Below are 16,880 nucleotides of genomic sequence, written 5' to 3' on the forward strand. Positions count from 1 at the left end.
TTACAATACGAACAGCATCACTGTGGCCATCAAACTGAAAATTCCGACTTCCTCGTCCACTGGCAAGCGAACTCCGATCCTTCGCGCTGCTGTCGCCATCGTCATCCTGCTCGCACTCTGCTTCTTCGGAGTCTTTGCTTTCTATTACGTGAGGTATGACCGGATCATCTCCAAGCGGATGAGCGGACAGATCTTTTCGAATTCAGCAAAGATCTATGCGCGCCCTGTTGCCGTGCATCCGGGGGACAAGTTCACGCCTTCGCAGATCGCAACAACGCTGCGCCGGGCAGGCTATCTTGACGCTGATACTGGCACCGATTCTGCCATGGGCACCTTCCGCCTGATCAACGGCGGAGTGGAAGTGCGCCCGGGGCCGCAGTCCTATCACTCCACCGATGGCGCCAGAATCATGGTCGGTTCTGATGGCCGGGTGGATCGTATCGTCGGAGTTGGAACGAACTCAGGGGCATCGCTCGATTCTTACGAGTTGGAGCCCGAGCTGCTCACTGCGCTCTTCCAGGGCCAGGAGCGCACAAAACGGCAGATCCTGCGCTACAACGACATTCCCAAGGTTATGGTGGAGTCAGTGCTGGCGATTGAAGACCGCAAGTTCTTCGAGCATAGCGGCATCAACTGGGTCAGCCTGATCGGTTCCTTCGTCACCGACGTGCGTGGAGCAGGCAGAAGACGCGGCGGTTCGACGATCACGATGCAGGTGTCGCGCGGCTTCTTCCTGACTCAGGAGAAGACCTTCAAGCGCAAAGCGACCGAGATGCTGATTGCGATTGAACTGGAACAGAAGTTCAACAAGCAACAGATCTTTGAGTTGTATGCCAATCAGGAATACATGGGCCAGCGCGGATCTTTCTCCATTACCGGTTTTGGAGAGGCGGCACGCTCGTACTTCGGCAAAGACATTAAGGAGATCACCCTCCCCGAGGCGGCGCTTCTAGCTGGATTGATTCAATCTCCAAACAATCTCTGGAATCCGTACAAGCGCCCTGAAAAAGCACTGGAACGGCGAAACGTAGTGCTGGACTCGATGGTTGAAACCGGAGCCATCACGCGTCAGCAGTGTGAAGCGGCCAAGGCCACTCCGCTAAAGCTGGCTCCCCCCAATGTGGAAGCCAGCGATGCTCCGTACTTCGTGGACATGGTGAAGGACACGCTCGCCAGCAAGCACTCCGAGTCGGACCTCAACGAGAACGCTTACCGTATCTACACCACGATTGATCCCGACCTGCAACATGCGGCGGCGGAAGCCGTCTCCGAAGGCATCAAGCTTGTTGATGAACAGGTCGCAAAGCAGCGCACCAAGCGAGTGAAAATCGGCAAAGGCAAGGACGCGAAGGTGCAGGAGACGAAGGTCTCAGGCCCGATTCCCCAGGTTGCCCTCGTAGCTCTCGACCCGCACACAGGAGAAGTGCTGGCTCTGGTAGGCGGCCGCAATTACGGCTTCAGCCAATTGAACCATGCGATTGCAAAGCGGCCCACGGGATCGATCTTCAAGCCATTCGTCTACGCCGCGGCCATGAATTCCGCGATCACCGCGCAAGGCACCGATCCGGTGTTTACGCAGGTTTCCCTGCTTGATGACTCGCCAACGACTTTCGAATTCGATGGCAAGGTTTACGATCCGCGTAATTACAAGAACGAGTACCACGGGCAGGTCACCGCACGTTACGCGCTGCAGATGTCGTTGAACAATGCCACCGTGAGAATGGCTGAGATGACTGGCTACGACAAAGTTGCAGAGCTGGCAAGAAATGCCGGCATCGCAAGCGTTAAAGCCACTCCGGCTGCGGCGCTTGGAGCTTACGATGCCAGCCCGGTCGAGATGGCCGGTGCCTACACGGTGCTCGCAAACGGCGGCGTCAGATTGGATCCATTGCTGGTTCACTCCATGCGCGCCGCCAACGGCGACGTGGTAGAGGACTTCCACAACGGCAGCCGTCCAGTGCTGGATCCTCGTGTCTCTTACGTCGTCACCAACATGATGCAGAACGTGATCGATCACGGTACTGGCTACACGGTTCGCGCGAGAGGATTCACAGCTCCCGCGGCCGGCAAGACGGGCACCTCTCACGACGCCTGGTTTGCGGGATACACTTCAAACCTGCTCTGCATAGTGTGGGTTGGCTACGACGACTACAGCGATCTGAAACTGGCAGGCGGAACCACTGCTGGGCCGATCTGGGCTGAGTTCATGAAGCGGGCGGTTCGCTTGCCTCAGTACAGCAACACGAAGGACTTCACACCCCCTACCGGAGTTGTCACAGTAACTCTCGACAAGGCGACCAATCTGCTCGCAACTGCGAGCTGTCCAGAAGCCTACAATTCCGTATTCGTGGAAGGCTCGGAACCGAAAGACACCTGCGATCACGCCGATCAGCGCAACATCTTCCAGAAGATCTTCGGCGGCGCGCCTACTCCTCCTCCGCCAGTGAACCAACCCGGACACGTGATTTCCCCAAATCAACCCAGACAGGCTCCGGGAGCACCAGTTGCGGGACAACAGCCACCTGCTCAGGGCGAACCAGCTGAGAAGAAGAAGGGGTTCTGGGGCAAGTTGGGAGGAATCTTCGGCTCTGGAGATGACAAGGACAAGGATAAGGACAAAGATCGAAAATAAAGCGAAAAAAGGAACAATATCAGGCCGAGATCGGTCTAATATTCTCAGGCGCGTCTAGCAAGTTCCTGGACGTAAGTTTCAGATCCGCCTGGGGGTAGAGATATGGCTCTCGGTTCGCTCCAAATCGGCTGCTTGTTTCTTGTCACTTTTGGCCTCAATGCTGGAATCGGACAGCAAGCGAATTCAACGAGCCCGAATTCCAGCGCGCCCGCCGCGCAGATTGCTACTGTAGTTCCCGCCGTGGCGCCATCGTTGCCAGAAATGCGCGCGATGAGCGCCGAGCAACTGGATGCCGAGGGCGACCGCCTGCGGGCAGCCAAAAACTTTCTGGCCGCCATCGACTGCTATCGCGAGGCCATTCGCAAGCACGCCACCGCCGATTACTACAACAAGATCGCGATTGCTGAGCTGCAGTTGAGGCATGCCGCAGAAGCCGAGAAAGCCGCAAAGAAAGCAGTCCGCAAAAATAAGCGCTTGGCAGAAGCCTGGAACAACCTGGCCGTGAGCTACTATATGCGGCACAAACTCAATGACGCGATCCGAACCTATCAGCGCGCCATCTCACTGAAGTCTGACAGCGCGTCTTTCCATAACAATCTTGCGGCTGCGCTGATGGACAACAAGCAGTTTGACCGCGGAATGGCTGAGTACCGTAAGGCTTTCGAGCTCGACCCATCTTTCTTCGAGCATGCTTCGCGTAACGGGATCAGCGCCCACATGAGTTCGCCGCAGGATCGCGCACAGTTTTCGTTTGTGATGGCTCGATTGTTCGCCGCCAATGGAGACCTCGACCGCGCACTGCATTTCCTGCGCAGCGCGATGGAGGACGGCTATCCCCGAATCGAAGAAGTGTACAAGGAGAAAGAGTTCGCCTCGGTCGTGAAAGATGAGCGCTTCCAGGCGATGATGAAAGATCGCCCTGTGGCAATTCGCTAACCGCGATTACTCCAACCCCGAAGCCGGGAGCAGAATCGTCTGGTTGGAACGACGCGCGCGTTCTTCCATGTGCCGTTCGCGGAAATGAGCCAGGGCGCGATTGCCCCAGGCTCGCACGAAGTAGTAATTCAGCACTGCTCCCACCGCGGAGCTCAATACTGGGACGGCACGGGCCACCATCTTCTCTGCAAACTCGGCACTGAAACGCGACGCCATTCGCCCGATAACCCGCTGCACGAACTTCTTAAGTACAGCTCGCTCGATGAGGTCTTTGCTCACGTCAACCCCGGCCGCGGTGGCGGCGGCAATCCAGAGTTCTGCAACCTCCTCATCGGTGTTGTACTGGAAACCGTAGATGAGACTGAGCTTCTGCACCGTGCGCATCGTGATCGCAGCCAGGATCCCCAAGTCAGGCACTATGGTTATGAAGCCGCCGAGCCCGAAGCCCGCTCCCTGCGCTCCGGCCATTTTCATCGCCCCGCGGACGGTCTGGGCCGCGATGGAATCGAGTTCCGTTACAGGCAACGAGAACAATCCTTCATAGCTGGCTACCGGCACGGCATGCTCGCTCCGAAGCTCCATCAGGTACTCGTCGGGATCGACGCGCACCCCCTGATACGCGCGATTAAGTGCCGACCTGACTGCCATCTCCAGTCGCCGCGCCACCCATGAATCGTTCTCTACTGTTTCACGCATAAGCCACCAGTCTATTCGGATGCGGAAGAAGCGAAAAGGTGGCATATGCAGACGTTCGCGGCGTATGAAACGTTGGGAATTCACGCGCCGGAATGATGCATAACCAGGACGCGAGGCAAGCTGTCCGCCGCCGCCCTGTATGTATGTGCTAGCATCAAAGGTCATGCCTGCTGGAAAGCTTCACATAGTACCTCTCGGTGGCCTGGGCGAGTTCGGAATGAACTGCATGGCCATTCGCTGGAATAACGACATCATCATCATCGACGCGGGAATGATGTTCCCTGAAGGCGAATTGCTTGGCGTGGATATCGTGGTTCCCGCGCTCACCTATCTCACCGAAAATCGGGACAAGGTTCGCGGCGTACTGCTCACGCACGGTCACGAAGACCACATCGGAGGTGTTCCATGGCTCATCTCCGAGCTCAACGTGCCGATCTACGGCACGGAATTCACGCTCGCCTATGTGGAAGACAAGCTGGAAGAGCACGGCTTGCTCGATAATGCCGAGCTAAACGAGATGCTGCCGGGTAAGCGATTTCAGATCGGCCCGTTTACGATTCATCCCATTCAAGTGACCCACTCGGTGGTGGATGCAGTTTCGCTCGCCATACATACTCCTCTCGGCGTGCTGATCCATACCGGCGACTTCAAAATCGATCCCACGCCCACGGATAACAAGATGTTTGATCTGCACACCTTTGCCGAATATGGCAAAGAGGGCGTGCTGGCCCTATTGCAGGACTCCACCAACGTGGAGCGGCCCGGATACACGCCGAGCGAGCGGGCTGTCAGACCTAAATTTGAAGAGATATTTGTACAGGCGAAGAAAAGGCTGTTCGTATCGTGCTTCTCGTCCTCCATCCACAGGATCAAGATGGCGACCGAGATGGCGCACCAGTTCCACCGCAAGATTGCGCTGGTCGGCCGCAGCCTGACCGAGTCCACGGAAATTGCCCAGGATCTGGGGTACATCAATCTGCCGTCTTCGGCGTTCATCTCTCCGGGGCAGATTCGCGATTTTCCGCCCGAGCAGGTTCTGGTGATGATCAGCGGCACACAGGGCGAACCGATGAGCGCGCTGTCTCGTGCTGCGGTTGACAATCACCGGCATGCCAAGATCGAGCCCGGAGACACGGTTGTTCTCAGTTCGCGCGTCATTCCGGGGAACGAAAAAGGCATCTACCGCGTTATCGATCACCTGTTCCGCCGCGACGCGAAGGTGATTTACGACGACGGCTCGAAGCCTCCGGTGCACGTGAGCGGACACGCCAGCCAGGAAGAACTAAAGCTGCTGATCAACCTTGTGCGGCCGCAGTATTTCATACCTGTTCACGGTGAATATCGGCAACTGAAACGTCATGCCGAGCTGGCCGCGGGAATGAAGGGAGCGGTCGGTAGCGTCATCATGATCGAGACAGGCGACATCCTCGAGTTCGACGAGCTCGGAGCGCGGCGCGTAGGCGAGGCTCCCGTAGGACGGGTCTGCATCGACTCGGGCTCAAACTCAGACATCGTCGAAGACCTCATTATCCGCGATCGCAAACACCTGAGCGAAGACGGCTTCGTCATGCCCATCCTCGCAATCAACAAACTGACAGGAAAACTCGAAGGCATTCCGGAGATCGTGATGCGCGGCTTTGCCGGTGCTCCCGACGATAATGGATTCGTGGACGAGGCGCGAGGGACGGTGCGACGGACGTTGGAACACTCAACCAAGGAAGAGGTCGCCGACTACGGGTTGATCAAGGAAAAGATCCGGGTCGATTTGAAGCGTTATATCAACCGAAACACCTCGCGGCGACCGTTGATTATTCCGGTTATCGTTGAAATCTAGGTACAAAGTATCGCGGTTTAGGTAAAGTAAGTGTCTCAATATGAGTTGGGAAGGTGTGCCGAACTTGGTACGCCTTCTTTTTTGGCTGTTTCTGCAGATCGCGCGAACTTTCCCTGCATCAGAACCTAAGGTTTCCTTGCCCGTGAGCTGAGCAAAAACTTACGAGCGGGCCTTCCCTTGTTGAGGGCAGGCAGAGTACAACGATTGTATGTCTCCTGCTGCAGCAGCCCCGGCGTTAGCACCCGTAGCGCGTCCAGCGCCACTGCCGGCACCACCGACTCCAGTCATCCGGCCCATTCCCCGGATCTTCGTCATACTGTCCTTCTTCCCGCTTCTAGTTCTTGCGCTTGCGCCGACCGTATATAACCACGTGCGCGCAGCGTCCATCCTGATGGTCATCGCCGACATGCCTGACTCAGCGGTGTCGCGGTTTGATTCGAATCCCGTAACCGAAGAGGAAATCACATTTCCCACGACTCACACCGCGCGAGCAAGGATCTATCAACCACTCGGGATCGCACATCCCAGTCCTGTCGTAGTTGTCCCGGGCGTGCACCACATGGGCATGAATGAGCCACGATTGCAGCGGTTTGCGCGGGCGCTCGCTTCTCATGGATATCTCGTGCTGACGCCGCAGGTGGACGATCTCGCCGATTACAACATCACCAAGGATTCCGCTGTTGTAATCGGAGATTCTGTGCATGAACTGGCACGGCGGAGCGGCGCTCCAAAGGTGGCGCTGCTCGGTCTTAGCTTTGCCGGTGGCATGTCGCTGATTGCTGCCAGCGATGAACGGGTTCAACAGCAGCTATCAGGAGTGATCGCAATTGGAGCGCATGACGACCTGAATCGCGTGCTGGAGTTCTTCGAAACCGATGAGACCAAGGCTCCCGATGGCACCGTGCTGAAGATGAAAGCACACGAGTATGGCTCACTGGTAACTGCCTATTCGCATGCTTCGGCGTATTTCGCGCCAAGAGATGTGCCAAAGGCACGCAAGGCGCTCCGCACGCTGCTGTGGGAAGACGTACCCGAGGCTCACGCCGAGGCCGAGAAATTGAGCCGCCCGGGCCGTGAGCGCATGGAATTGCTCTTCGATCACAATACGAAGTCGCTGGTGGAAGATACGCAACGCGCACTGGCGTGCGTGCAACCGGAGTTGGAAGCGGCCTCACCGCACTACTATTTGTCCAATGTCCACGTCCCCGTCATGTTGCTTCATGGTGCGTCGGACAACGTGGTGCCTCCGACGGAAACGTTGTGGCTGGAGCGCGACCTGCCAAAGGGCGTGTTGAAAGCAAGACTGATTTCTCCAGCTATCGGGCATGTGGAAGTTGGCGGCGCCAACGCCATGGACAAAGTCCGGCTGATACATTGGATGAAGCAAATGCTGGACGTACTGGATACTTCAACCGCTCAGCACAGCTAAGACAATTCACGCGATGATCACACTCACAGACTTGCAGCAGGCGCAGCAACGACTGAATGGCATTGCCGTGCGCACGCCTCTCGTGCGCTACTTTGGTCCGGCCTCAGGCCCTGCAGATGAACAGCTCTATTTGAAACCCGAAAGCCTGCAGCCGATTGGCAGCTTCAAAATACGCGGCGCCTACAACAAGATTGCCTCGCTGAGCGCAGAAGAGCGCGGTCGAGGCGTTATCACGTATTCCTCAGGTAACCACGCGCAAGGCGTGGCCTATGCCGCACGTGCGCTGGGCGCTAAGGCGGTGATCGTGATGCCGCGTACGTCTCCGAAGGTCAAAATCGACGCCACGGCGGCTCTGGGAGCAGAAATCGTGATGGTCGGCAGCGGCAGCGATGAGCGCCGTGAGAAGGCTCTGCAACTCGCCGCCGAACACGGCTATGTTGTGATTCCGCCGTACGATGATGAATACATCATCGCTGGTCAGGGCACGGCGGGATTGGAAATCTTCGAAGATACGCCAGACGTGGACCTTGTGCTTGTGCCGATCGGCGGAGGAGGACTCTCAAGCGGTGTGGCATCGGCCATAAAGTTACGCGGGAGCCGGGCAAAAGTCATCGGCGTTGAGCCTGCACTTGCCAATGACGCCCAGCAAAGCTTGCGCGAGGGCCGCATTGTGGCGATAGCCGCCGAACAGGCGGCCAGCACGATTGCCGACGGCCTGAGAACTCAGAGCATCGGGCGGGCAAACTTTGAGCATCTCACAAACTACCTCGATGGAGTCGTCACTGTAGGCGAGGATGAGATTCGCCGGGCAATGCGGCAGGTGATTAGCGGCGCGCGGCTCATAGCAGAACCAAGTGGCGCAGTTACCATGGCAGCATGGATGTTCCATCGCAGCGAACTGCCCGAAAGCCGGAAAACAGTGGCGATCATTAGCGGCGGAAACGCCGATCCGCAGCAGATAGCTGAGGTACTGGAGAGTCGATGACTGCAAAGGCGCGTCCCGTGGTTGCGAAACTTGTGTTTTGGCGTACGTTCTCGATGTGCCTGCTGGTTTGCGCCTCGCTGAGCAGTGTCGCGATGGCGACCGAACGCGGAACCGTCATTCGCCGGGCTATTCTCTACGTGGCTCCCGACGTGACCAGCGCAAAACTGGCTACGGCTGACCGGGGTCGCGAAGCGGTAGTTCTGGAGCGCACCAAGGGCTGGGTTCACGTAATCGCCACGCTGATGGATGCCCCCTACAACCCTGATCCTGAGGCTACCGGCGAACGCAACGTCACCGGGTGGATTCTGGAAAAGGGTTATATCAGCGACCAGACTCCGAAGGGCGATGAGATTCTTTTCGGCGAAGCGGCGGCCTGCGAGGAAGAGGCCAGCCAGGCGCACGGACGCAAAGGCGCGGCAGGCGATGCCAAGCGACTCTACTATCGCGTCTATGACATCTTCCCAAAATCCCCTCTTGCCGGTGAGGCGCTGTTCCGCGCGGCCGATATACAGTGGCAACTGGACAAAGAAGACATGCGAACGCGCCCTTCCTACAAGGCAATGAGTCCCAACGACCGAACGCCGATAGATGAGCAGGCAATGCGCATGGTGCAGAAGAAGTTCCCCGGGACGAAATGGGCGGACATGGCGGCCTTCGAAATGCTCGAAAACAAGATGTGCGGCGACTGGGCGGGAGCCTCGAAGTGTCCGGAGCGGGAAGCTGAGGTTTACGAGAAGTACGCCAATGAGCATCCCAATTCCCCGAATGCAGCCGAAGCCTATTGCAACGCGGCAGAGCGCTGGGCGGCCGTCATGGTGATATACAACGGCGAGGGGCAATCGAAGAAGATTCCTGAGGCGCAGCGGCGTGCTGTGGCTGCGGCGCAAAAGGCGCTATCGAAAAACAGCAGCCCGGAATGGAATGCCAAAGCTGAACGCCTGCTCTACGTTGCGCAAAACGATGTTCCTGTTTACGGATCGGCAGTGGAATAAACGAAAACGTTCACCGCGCGCATTGTGAGCTGATACACTCAAAACACAGTCATGCACAACTATGTTCTAGCCCTCGTCCTCGGAATTGTTGAGGGGTTGACCGAGTTTCTTCCCGTCAGTTCCACCGCTCACCTTCGTATCTGCGAGTCTCTGTTCGGTATCGCTCTGGACGATGGCTATTGGAAGATGTTCGCCATTGTCATCCAGTTGGGCGCGATTTTGACGCTGCCCATCTACTTCCGGGCGCGCATCGCCAAATTCGTAGCAACATTTCCTAACGGCGAGCGTGGCAATCGCACTGTACTGACCCATCCCCTGACACTGGTGGTCATCGCGTTTCTGTGCACGGCGGCACCGGCATTTTTGTTGACGAAGATCATCGGTAAGCATCTTGAAAGCCTGGTGATCATGGGCTCTTCCCTGCTGATCGGTGGCGTCATCATGTGGGTGGTCGATGCACTGTATTCGCGTGGAGCACTGGCGCACAACACCGACCATGTCGAGGAAATGTCGCTGGGACAGGCTGTGTGGATCGGCCTCTGTCAGACGCTTTCCGCCGTGTTCCCCGGCACCTCGCGTTCGATGTCAACGATCGCCGCGGGACAACTGGCGTCGATGTCGCGTGCGTCGGCCCTTGAATTCTCGTTCTTCCTGTCGATCCCCACAATGGTGGTCGCCACCTGCTATGACCTGTTCAAGAGCGTGCGACCGCACCACGGCGAACCTGCCGCAATCGGTCATCTCGCCATGAATGGCCAATCCTGGCTCACGCTGGGCATTGGATTTGCGGTCAGCTTCGTGGTGGCCTACGGCGTGGTCGCGTGGTTCATGAACTGGGTTCGCACTAGAGGCTTCGTGCCTTTCGCTGCTTACCGGATCGTGGTCGGGTGTGCGGTTCTCTGGTGGGCTCTGAAATAGCCGAGCTGGCGTCGGGGTCGAGCGTAAGGAAACGTCCCGCCGGGAATCCTTCTCATAACCGGGGTAAGCTGATTCGGATTCGTTTTCCGCACTGATTGCGTCATAATGATCTAGCTCTGGCGTTGATCGGACGGGTTTTGGCGTAGTTTCACGCCCAGGCTCTTGTGCGTCCGGTCGCTGTCCTGCACGCCACATATGATGGTTCTCTCCCGATTGTTTGTTCCCACGCAGAGCAAGAGGCTCAACGAGCTGATCGGCATCCTGCTGCTTGCGCTCGCTATGCTCATGACGCTGGCGCTCGTTTCGTACTCTCCCATGGACCGCTCGTTGAACACGGCGACCAATCCCCCGGTTGGCCGTCCGGCACACAACTGGATCGGCCTTGTAGGAGCGTACTCCGCCGACCTGGTCCTGCAAGCGCTCGGCGTAATGGCCTTTCTGGTCCCGATCATGCTCGTGTTTCTGGCCGTACGCTGGATGCGTTCACGAACGGTTGAGAATCCAGTGGTGACCGCCTTGGGGGGCGTCGCTCTGCTGGCCTTTATGAGCGCGCTGCTTGCGTTGCTGCCCTGGCCGGTGCGATGGATGCACGCCGTACCCATCGAGGGATTGCTAGGACGGTTGCTAGGCGACCTGATGGTGCATTACCTGAACTATGCGGGAGCCTACATCGTAGCGTTCACTGCGATTGCCGCTGCGCTTTATCTTGCGACGGCGTTCTCGCTGAGCAGCCTTCGCCTCTGGATGCAGACACGGCTGACGTTCTTCTACGCGTTGCGAGACCGTTACAGAGAATGGCAGGAGCGCAGAGTCAAGGCTCGCGAACTGAAGCTGCTCGAGAAGAAGCAGCGCATGCGTGAGAAGCAGGACCAGGCTGCAGCCGCCGTAAAAGCTCGCGCCGCCGCGAAGCAGAACGCGCGCGAAACCGAGTCGCCCATCCTTTCGGCTCCTCTACAGGCAGAACCGGCGGTGCAGGCCACATTTGCTGAGGCGGTCGAGACCGCGGAACGCGATTTGCAACCCACCTATCGTCCTCCAGAGCGAGTTAGCGAGCGGCGCCCCTCGGCAATCGATCGCATGCAGGTGGATGAGTTCGAGCAAGATACGCCCATCCCTGCAGAGTCCAATGAGGCTATTTCGTTTGGGACACGCGCCGATACAGGACAGACGCAAACGCGGACAACTTTGCCGAAGCAACAGGGCTCATGGAAGCTACCTTCGAGCACACTACTGAAGCGTCCCGAGGCGAGGCAGGCGTATGACGAGGACGAACTCAAGGAACTCGCGCTGACGCTGACCCAGAAATGTCAGGAGTTCGGCGTCCTCGGCTCGGTTGTGCAGATCAATCCCGGGCCTGTGGTGACTACCTTTGAGTTCAAACCCGAGGCCGGAATCAAGTACAGCCGAATCGTGGGACTGCAAGATGACCTCTGTCTTGCGATGCGCGCCGAAAGCATTCTCATCGAGCGCGTGGCGGGGAAATCGACCGTCGGCATCCAGGTTCCGAATGAAAAGCGCGAGACCATTTGGCTCCGCGAAGTCGTGGAGAGCCCCGAGTTCAGCGCTTCAAAATCGCGGCTCACCATCGCCCTTGGCAAAGACATTAACGGCCGATTGATGACGACCGAGATGAACTCCATGCCGCACCTGCTGATCGCCGGATCCACGGGCAGCGGCAAGTCGGTGGCGATCAATGCCTTCATCATGTCGCTGCTCTACAAGAGCACGCCCGACCAGGTGCGACTGATTCTGGTTGATCCGAAGCGTGTAGAACTGGGCAACTACGATGGTGTCCCGCACCTTTACACGCCAATCATCGCCGAGCCAAAGCAGGCGAGCAACGCTCTGCGCAACGCCGTTCGCGAGATGGAGCGCCGCCTGAAGCTGCTGGCGCAAAAGGGCGTCCGCAATATCGATCAGTACAACAAACTCTTCGAAGAGGGCTACACACCCTCACTCTTCGAGGATGGCACAGAAGAGAAGCCGCTTCCCTACATCGTGATCATCGTCGATGAGTTGGCCGACCTGATGATGGTGGATGGAGCAAACGTTGAAGAGTCCATTACTCGCCTCGCCCAGATGGCTCGCGCCATCGGCATTCATCTCGTGCTTGCGACGCAACGGCCTTCGGTCGATGTCATCACCGGCTTGATCAAAGCGAACTTCCCTGCCCGCATGTCGTTCCGCGTGGCGACAAAGATCGACTCGCGAACGATTCTCGATGCGAACGGTGCTGAGTCATTGCTGGGACGCGGCGATATGCTCTACCTTCCCAGCGGTTCTTCGCGCGTGCTCCGCGTCCATGCACCATTTGTGACCGAAAAAGAGATTGCCGCAACGGTGGAGTTCTGGAAAGCTCAGGCACCGGCGCAGTATGAACACGGCTTCCTTGCCGCTCCGAAGGAAGAAGGCAACAGCGTAATGGACGAGGCCGGACTCGAAGCTGACGCCGACGACAACGACCCGCTGTTCAACGATGCAGTGCGGTTAGTGTTCGAGTTCGGCAAAGCCTCGACTTCCCTGCTCCAGCGTCGCCTGCGCATCGGATACGGGCGCGCCGCACACCTGATCGACTTAATGGAGCGGGATGGAATCGTCGGCCCGGCCGACGGTCCGAAGCCGAGGGAAATTCTAAAGCCACCAAATTGGATTTCAGAGCTAGAGCAGAACTAAAAACAGGCGCGGATCAACTCCGCGCCTGAGCTATTTAAGGCTTGCTCACACGCCACACAACATCTTCTCCATCATCGCTCACCAGCAGACTGCCGTCCGCCGCAACGGCAACCCCTACGGGCCTTCCCCAGACCTTGCCTTCAGGCGTTACGAATCCGGTGAGGAAATCCTCGTAGCTTCCATCGGCGCGAGTGCCTCCGTGCATGGGAATGCGAATCACTTCGTATCCGGTGCGCGTATCACGATTCCACGACCCGTGCTCCGCAGCAAAAATGTCTCCCCTGTACTGCTGCGGAAACTGCTGTCCCTGGTAGAAGACCATCTCAAGCGAGGCATCGTGCGGTTGCACGAGAACGTCAGGCGTGATGACCTTAGCCTTCAGTTCCGGATGTTTTCCCTTGCGCCGCGGATCCTGCACTCCACCCATGTAAAACCATGGCCAGCCATAAAACCCATTCGGCTCCAAGTGAGTGATGTAATCCGGCACAAGGTTGTCGCCGAGTTCATCGCGCTCGTTGACGGATGCCCAGAGCTCGCCGCTGGTCGGATGAACCGCGATCCCCACCGCATTGCGAATGCCCCACGCAAACACCTTCTCTCCGCTGCCGTCTGGATTGAATTGCAGGATGTCGGCACGATTCTTCTCTGCCGCATGCGTGTCGGAATCATCGACATTGGAGTGCGATCCTACAGATACATACATCGTCTTACCATCGGGAGAGAAGGCGATGTCGCGGGTCCAGTGACCGCCACCGCGCAGACGTCCGCCTCCCGGAAGGTCGCAAATCTTCTCGGCAGAGCCTCGAGCTTTCAAATCGCCATTTTGATATGGGAAGCGCACAACTGAATCGGTATTAGTCACATAAACGTACCGAGGATTCGGCCCTGGAGGATAGAACGCGATTCCAAAAGGTTGGGCCAGCCCGTAGGCAAATACTTCTACCTGCTTAACAGCTCCTTTGCCATCGATTCCACGCAGAACTTTGATATCGCCCGCATAGCTTTCGGCGAGGAACACATCACCGTTTGGAGCGGTACGCAACAGCCGTGGGTTCTTCAACCCCGTGGCATAGAGTTGAACCGAGAAACCTTCCGGCGCCTTCGGCCATGCTTCCGCGGGACGCGGGATCACGCTCGATGGTGTATCGGCAGACTCGGTGGCGAAGGGCTTGGGCAGGTCTTGAACCGTAATGTGGTGCACTCGCCCCGGCAACTGCGCGCGGAAATCCGTAAACGGAGTCGAAGCTGCCGCAACGTGGTCGCGATTGAGCGAACGGTGATAGAGAAAGAAGGAACCAAACAGAAGCAGTGTGAGGGTGAACAGCCAAACGTAGCGCTGCAGATCACGCGATCTCATGCAGGTTTAGATGCAGCGCCTCATGAGCCGGTTCGGGCGACAACTTCATCCAACGCGCGGTCGTTGCAGTCCAAGCCAATCGCGCTGGTACGCATAGGAAACCGCGAGCAGCAGCACGCCAAGAATGATAAAGCTCAACACACGCCAGGCGTGTTCCAGCTCCGAAACATCGAACAGAAACACCTTCAGCACCGTGACTCCAATCAGCAGAATCGCCTGCCAGCGAAGCGCTGCCCACTTTCGCATGAACCCCGTCCACATGAGCGCCGCGCCGTAGAACATGAATAGCGCCGAGTAGGAGAAGTTTCGCGCGATGGCGAGCGAGTGGCTTATTTGGAGTCCATTGCCTGCAGCGGCCAGACGAGCGTTGATCGACAACTGGAAGTAATCGTGGATTTCCAACCCGAGTGCCACCAGCGCAAGCACGTTCACCACAATCACTCCGACCACTTCGACAGAGCCCTCCCTGTCGCGGTCGAGATACCCCATCCAAAGCAGGACAGCGATAGCAACCAGGAACGTCGCAAATCGTGCATTGAAGATCAATAACTGCAGTCCCCAATCCATGAGGTCGAGCGTCAGAAGACGAAGCGTGGCGAGCGCAACCACAACCGTCCCAAAGAGTTTGATCCGGAGGCGGCCAGTGCGCGCTCCGGCCCAGAACAACATTGCGCCTTCGAGCAGCCATCCGAGTGTAATCCAGTGCTGTTCCAGCCTGAGTGCGATGGCTACGGTCAAGAACGAGATCGCCAGGCCGTAGTGCGCCATCGGCAGCAGACGCTCCACGCCGGGATGCTCCGCAACGCGCCGTTCCAGCGCAAGCGCCAGTGAGAGGAATACGACTGCAAGCCAAAAGCTATACGCTGCCGCCCTCGGTTGCACGGCGCGACCGGAGGTCAGCAACATAGAGTAAATGAAGGCGAAATAGGTGCCCGCGTTGAGAATTGCTAGCAATAGCCCGGTCTGCCGCGTCGGACGGTCGCGCTCAGGCTCCAGAATCGAGTACAGAGGAGCGACGGCAAAGAGCGCAAACAACAATGACAGGAAGAAAAGTGTTTCGCCGAACTGAGCGTCAGTGTAGAACTTGTCGAACCATCCGGCTGCCAGCAATGCGCTGCCGACGAAAGCTGCGAACAGTATGCGAGGCCAGGGCTTTACCCTTTGCAGGACAAATGCTCCCACGGTAAGTAAAAGCAGGTAGCTGAAGAGCGTAGCCTCGTGATTTTCTCGAGTGCTGCACAACACTGGCGTCAGCAGGCCGCCAAGCAGCGCCAATCCGGCGAGCAATTCGGCGTCCTGCGCGAGAGCCATTACCGCTGTCGCCGCAGTCACCAGCACCATGGCTAGGAACGCAATCGTGTCAGGAATCAGGCTGTAGAGCTGAAACGAAGCCCAGAGCGAAAGGTACAGGATGCCGATTCCTACTGCCTTGAGCGAATACGAAAATGTTTGCGACTCGGGACGCCGGAAGCGCTCGCTCCACCAGCACAAGCCCGCGCCGCAGATCAACCCAATGATAACGCGCAGGCCAGGGCTGATCCATCCGTAGTCAAATGCCAACTTAAGGAAATATGAGACACCGACCAGAACAGCGATAACACCTACGCGATTCAGCCATTGCGAACAGATACGTCGCTCAAGGGACTCAGCTTGCGACACACGCGAGACCTTCGAGAACTCTGGCCGATACTGTGACTGCGGAGGAGGAGCAATCGGGACTTGAGCAATCAGCGGTCCCGTGGGTGCGACAGTGGTGGAAGCACTCTCAGCTGCGGAATCGGCCATCGTCGAGGTGCGCTGCGCGAGTTGCTCGAGGTGGTAAACGCGTTCGGTGAGCCTCGCGATAAGTTCTCGTAACTCGACGATCTCGTCCTGTTTGGCCATCGCGGGGATTATACCCGCCGATCACGGCAAATCAATGCCTCGTTCTGGCTTACACTTACGCGTATGAAATCGCACACCGAGTACCTGACCTTCAACACGCGCAACGAACACGAATACGTACATATCACGCCGCAGGTGGAGAAGATCGTTCGGCAGAGCGGCATCCAGGAAGGGCTGGCGCTGGTTTCGGCCATGCATATCACGGCCGGCGTCTACGTCAACGATAACGAAGAGGGCCTGATCGAGGACATCGAAACCTGGCTCGAGAAACTCGCTCCAGCAAATCCCGCATATAAGCATCACCAGACCGGCGAGACCAATGGAGATGCCCACCTGAAGTCGATGCTGGTCCACCACCAGGTCATCGTTCCCATCACAGCGGGACGGCTCGATCTTGGTCCGTGGCAACGTGTGTTCTACGCAGAGTTTGACGGACGCAGAAATAAGCGGGTCCTGGTGAAAGTGATTGGGGAGTGAGGCCTAGGTAGGAGGCTAAAACTCCGGTAACTTGACCATTCCCAAGAAGCAGCTCCATCCTAAATAC

The 16,880-nt window shown here is 57.6% G+C and carries 12 protein-coding genes; 9 read left to right on the forward strand and 3 right to left on the reverse strand.

Annotation, left to right across the window (positions count from 1 at the left end; all coding sequences use genetic code 11):
- Window positions 1–22 precede the first annotated feature (22 nt).
- Window positions 23–2,632 (forward strand): transglycosylase domain-containing protein, encoded by a 2,610-nt coding sequence (locus tag AC6IY8_RS08550; protein ID WP_497778373.1) that lies wholly within the window; start codon window positions 23–25, stop codon window positions 2,630–2,632.
- Window positions 2,633–2,764: 132 nt separating this feature from the next.
- Window positions 2,765–3,568 carry a tetratricopeptide repeat protein gene (locus tag AC6IY8_RS08555; RefSeq protein ID WP_497778374.1) on the forward strand — a complete coding sequence of 268 codons (804 nt, stop codon included), beginning with the start codon at window positions 2,765–2,767 and terminating at the stop codon, window positions 3,566–3,568.
- A gap of 6 nt (window positions 3,569–3,574) precedes the next feature.
- Here AC6IY8_RS08555 and AC6IY8_RS08560 read toward each other — a convergent pair whose 3' ends face one another.
- Window positions 3,575–4,429, reverse strand: coding sequence for an EcsC family protein (locus AC6IY8_RS08560; RefSeq protein ID WP_497778375.1), 855 nt, complete (start codon window positions 4,427–4,429; stop codon window positions 3,575–3,577).
- Between AC6IY8_RS08560 and AC6IY8_RS08565 the strand changes: the two genes are divergently transcribed.
- The 6 genes from AC6IY8_RS08565 to AC6IY8_RS08590 all read left to right on the forward strand — a co-directional run bounded on the left by AC6IY8_RS08565 (window position 4,428) and on the right by AC6IY8_RS08590 (window position 13,095).
- The gene (locus AC6IY8_RS08565; RefSeq protein ID WP_497778376.1) at window positions 4,428–6,098 is read left to right on the forward strand and encodes a ribonuclease J; all 1,671 of its coding nucleotides are present in this window, start codon (window positions 4,428–4,430) and stop codon (window positions 6,096–6,098) included. The genes AC6IY8_RS08560 and AC6IY8_RS08565 overlap by 2 nt on opposite strands.
- A gap of 208 nt (window positions 6,099–6,306) precedes the next feature.
- Window positions 6,307–7,527: an alpha/beta hydrolase family protein gene (locus AC6IY8_RS08570; protein WP_497778377.1), complete on the forward strand. Its 1,221-nt coding sequence runs from the start codon at window positions 6,307–6,309 to the stop codon at window positions 7,525–7,527.
- Between the two features lie 13 nt (window positions 7,528–7,540).
- Complete coding sequence (locus tag AC6IY8_RS08575) at window positions 7,541–8,512, forward strand: threonine ammonia-lyase (RefSeq protein ID WP_497778378.1); 972 nt, start codon at window positions 7,541–7,543, stop codon at window positions 8,510–8,512.
- Window positions 8,509–9,504 carry a tetratricopeptide repeat protein gene (locus AC6IY8_RS08580; RefSeq protein ID WP_497778379.1) on the forward strand — a complete coding sequence of 332 codons (996 nt, stop codon included), beginning with the start codon at window positions 8,509–8,511 and terminating at the stop codon, window positions 9,502–9,504. Before AC6IY8_RS08575 ends, AC6IY8_RS08580 begins: the two co-directional genes overlap by 4 nt.
- A gap of 51 nt (window positions 9,505–9,555) precedes the next feature.
- Window positions 9,556–10,422 (forward strand): undecaprenyl-diphosphate phosphatase, encoded by an 867-nt coding sequence (locus AC6IY8_RS08585; RefSeq protein ID WP_497778380.1) that lies wholly within the window; start codon window positions 9,556–9,558, stop codon window positions 10,420–10,422.
- A gap of 195 nt (window positions 10,423–10,617) precedes the next feature.
- The gene (locus AC6IY8_RS08590) at window positions 10,618–13,095 is read left to right on the forward strand and encodes a DNA translocase FtsK (RefSeq protein ID WP_497778381.1); all 2,478 of its coding nucleotides are present in this window, start codon (window positions 10,618–10,620) and stop codon (window positions 13,093–13,095) included.
- A gap of 34 nt (window positions 13,096–13,129) precedes the next feature.
- Here the strand turns inward: AC6IY8_RS08590 and AC6IY8_RS08595 are convergent, their stop codons facing one another.
- The gene (locus tag AC6IY8_RS08595; protein ID WP_497778382.1) at window positions 13,130–14,452 is read right to left on the reverse strand and encodes a PQQ-dependent sugar dehydrogenase; all 1,323 of its coding nucleotides are present in this window, start codon (window positions 14,450–14,452) and stop codon (window positions 13,130–13,132) included.
- A gap of 45 nt (window positions 14,453–14,497) precedes the next feature.
- On the reverse strand, window positions 14,498–16,336 hold the full coding sequence (locus AC6IY8_RS08600) for a DUF2339 domain-containing protein (RefSeq protein ID WP_497778383.1): 1,839 nt from the start codon (window positions 16,334–16,336) through the stop codon (window positions 14,498–14,500).
- Window positions 16,337–16,399: 63 nt separating this feature from the next.
- Here AC6IY8_RS08600 and AC6IY8_RS08605 point away from each other — a divergent pair, with 63 nt between their 5' ends.
- Window positions 16,400–16,813 carry a secondary thiamine-phosphate synthase enzyme YjbQ gene (locus AC6IY8_RS08605; RefSeq protein WP_497778384.1) on the forward strand — a complete coding sequence of 138 codons (414 nt, stop codon included), beginning with the start codon at window positions 16,400–16,402 and terminating at the stop codon, window positions 16,811–16,813.
- Window positions 16,814–16,880 lie beyond the last annotated feature (67 nt).

Source organism: Koromonas soli (assembly GCF_059726265.1).

Bases quoted from the DNA above. Each gene is read 5' to 3' on its own strand.
- AC6IY8_RS08595 (WP_497778382.1), bottom strand. From the start codon at position 14,452: ATGAGATCGCGTGATCTGCAGCGCTACGTTTGGCTGTTCACCCTCACA.
- AC6IY8_RS08605 (WP_497778384.1), top strand. From the start codon at position 16,400: ATGAAATCGCACACCGAGTACCTGACCTTCAACACGCGCAACGAACAC.
- AC6IY8_RS08580 (WP_497778379.1), top strand. From the start codon at position 8,509: ATGACTGCAAAGGCGCGTCCCGTGGTTGCGAAACTTGTGTTTTGGCGT.
- AC6IY8_RS08575 (WP_497778378.1), top strand. From the start codon at position 7,541: ATGATCACACTCACAGACTTGCAGCAGGCGCAGCAACGACTGAATGGC.
- AC6IY8_RS08585 (WP_497778380.1), top strand. From the start codon at position 9,556: ATGCACAACTATGTTCTAGCCCTCGTCCTCGGAATTGTTGAGGGGTTG.
- AC6IY8_RS08590 (WP_497778381.1), top strand. From the start codon at position 10,618: ATGATGGTTCTCTCCCGATTGTTTGTTCCCACGCAGAGCAAGAGGCTC.
- AC6IY8_RS08600 (WP_497778383.1), bottom strand. From the start codon at position 16,336: ATGGCCAAACAGGACGAGATCGTCGAGTTACGAGAACTTATCGCGAGG.
- AC6IY8_RS08570 (WP_497778377.1), top strand. From the start codon at position 6,307: ATGTCTCCTGCTGCAGCAGCCCCGGCGTTAGCACCCGTAGCGCGTCCA.
- AC6IY8_RS08560 (WP_497778375.1), bottom strand. From the start codon at position 4,429: ATGACCTTTGATGCTAGCACATACATACAGGGCGGCGGCGGACAGCTT.
- AC6IY8_RS08565 (WP_497778376.1), top strand. From the start codon at position 4,428: ATGCCTGCTGGAAAGCTTCACATAGTACCTCTCGGTGGCCTGGGCGAG.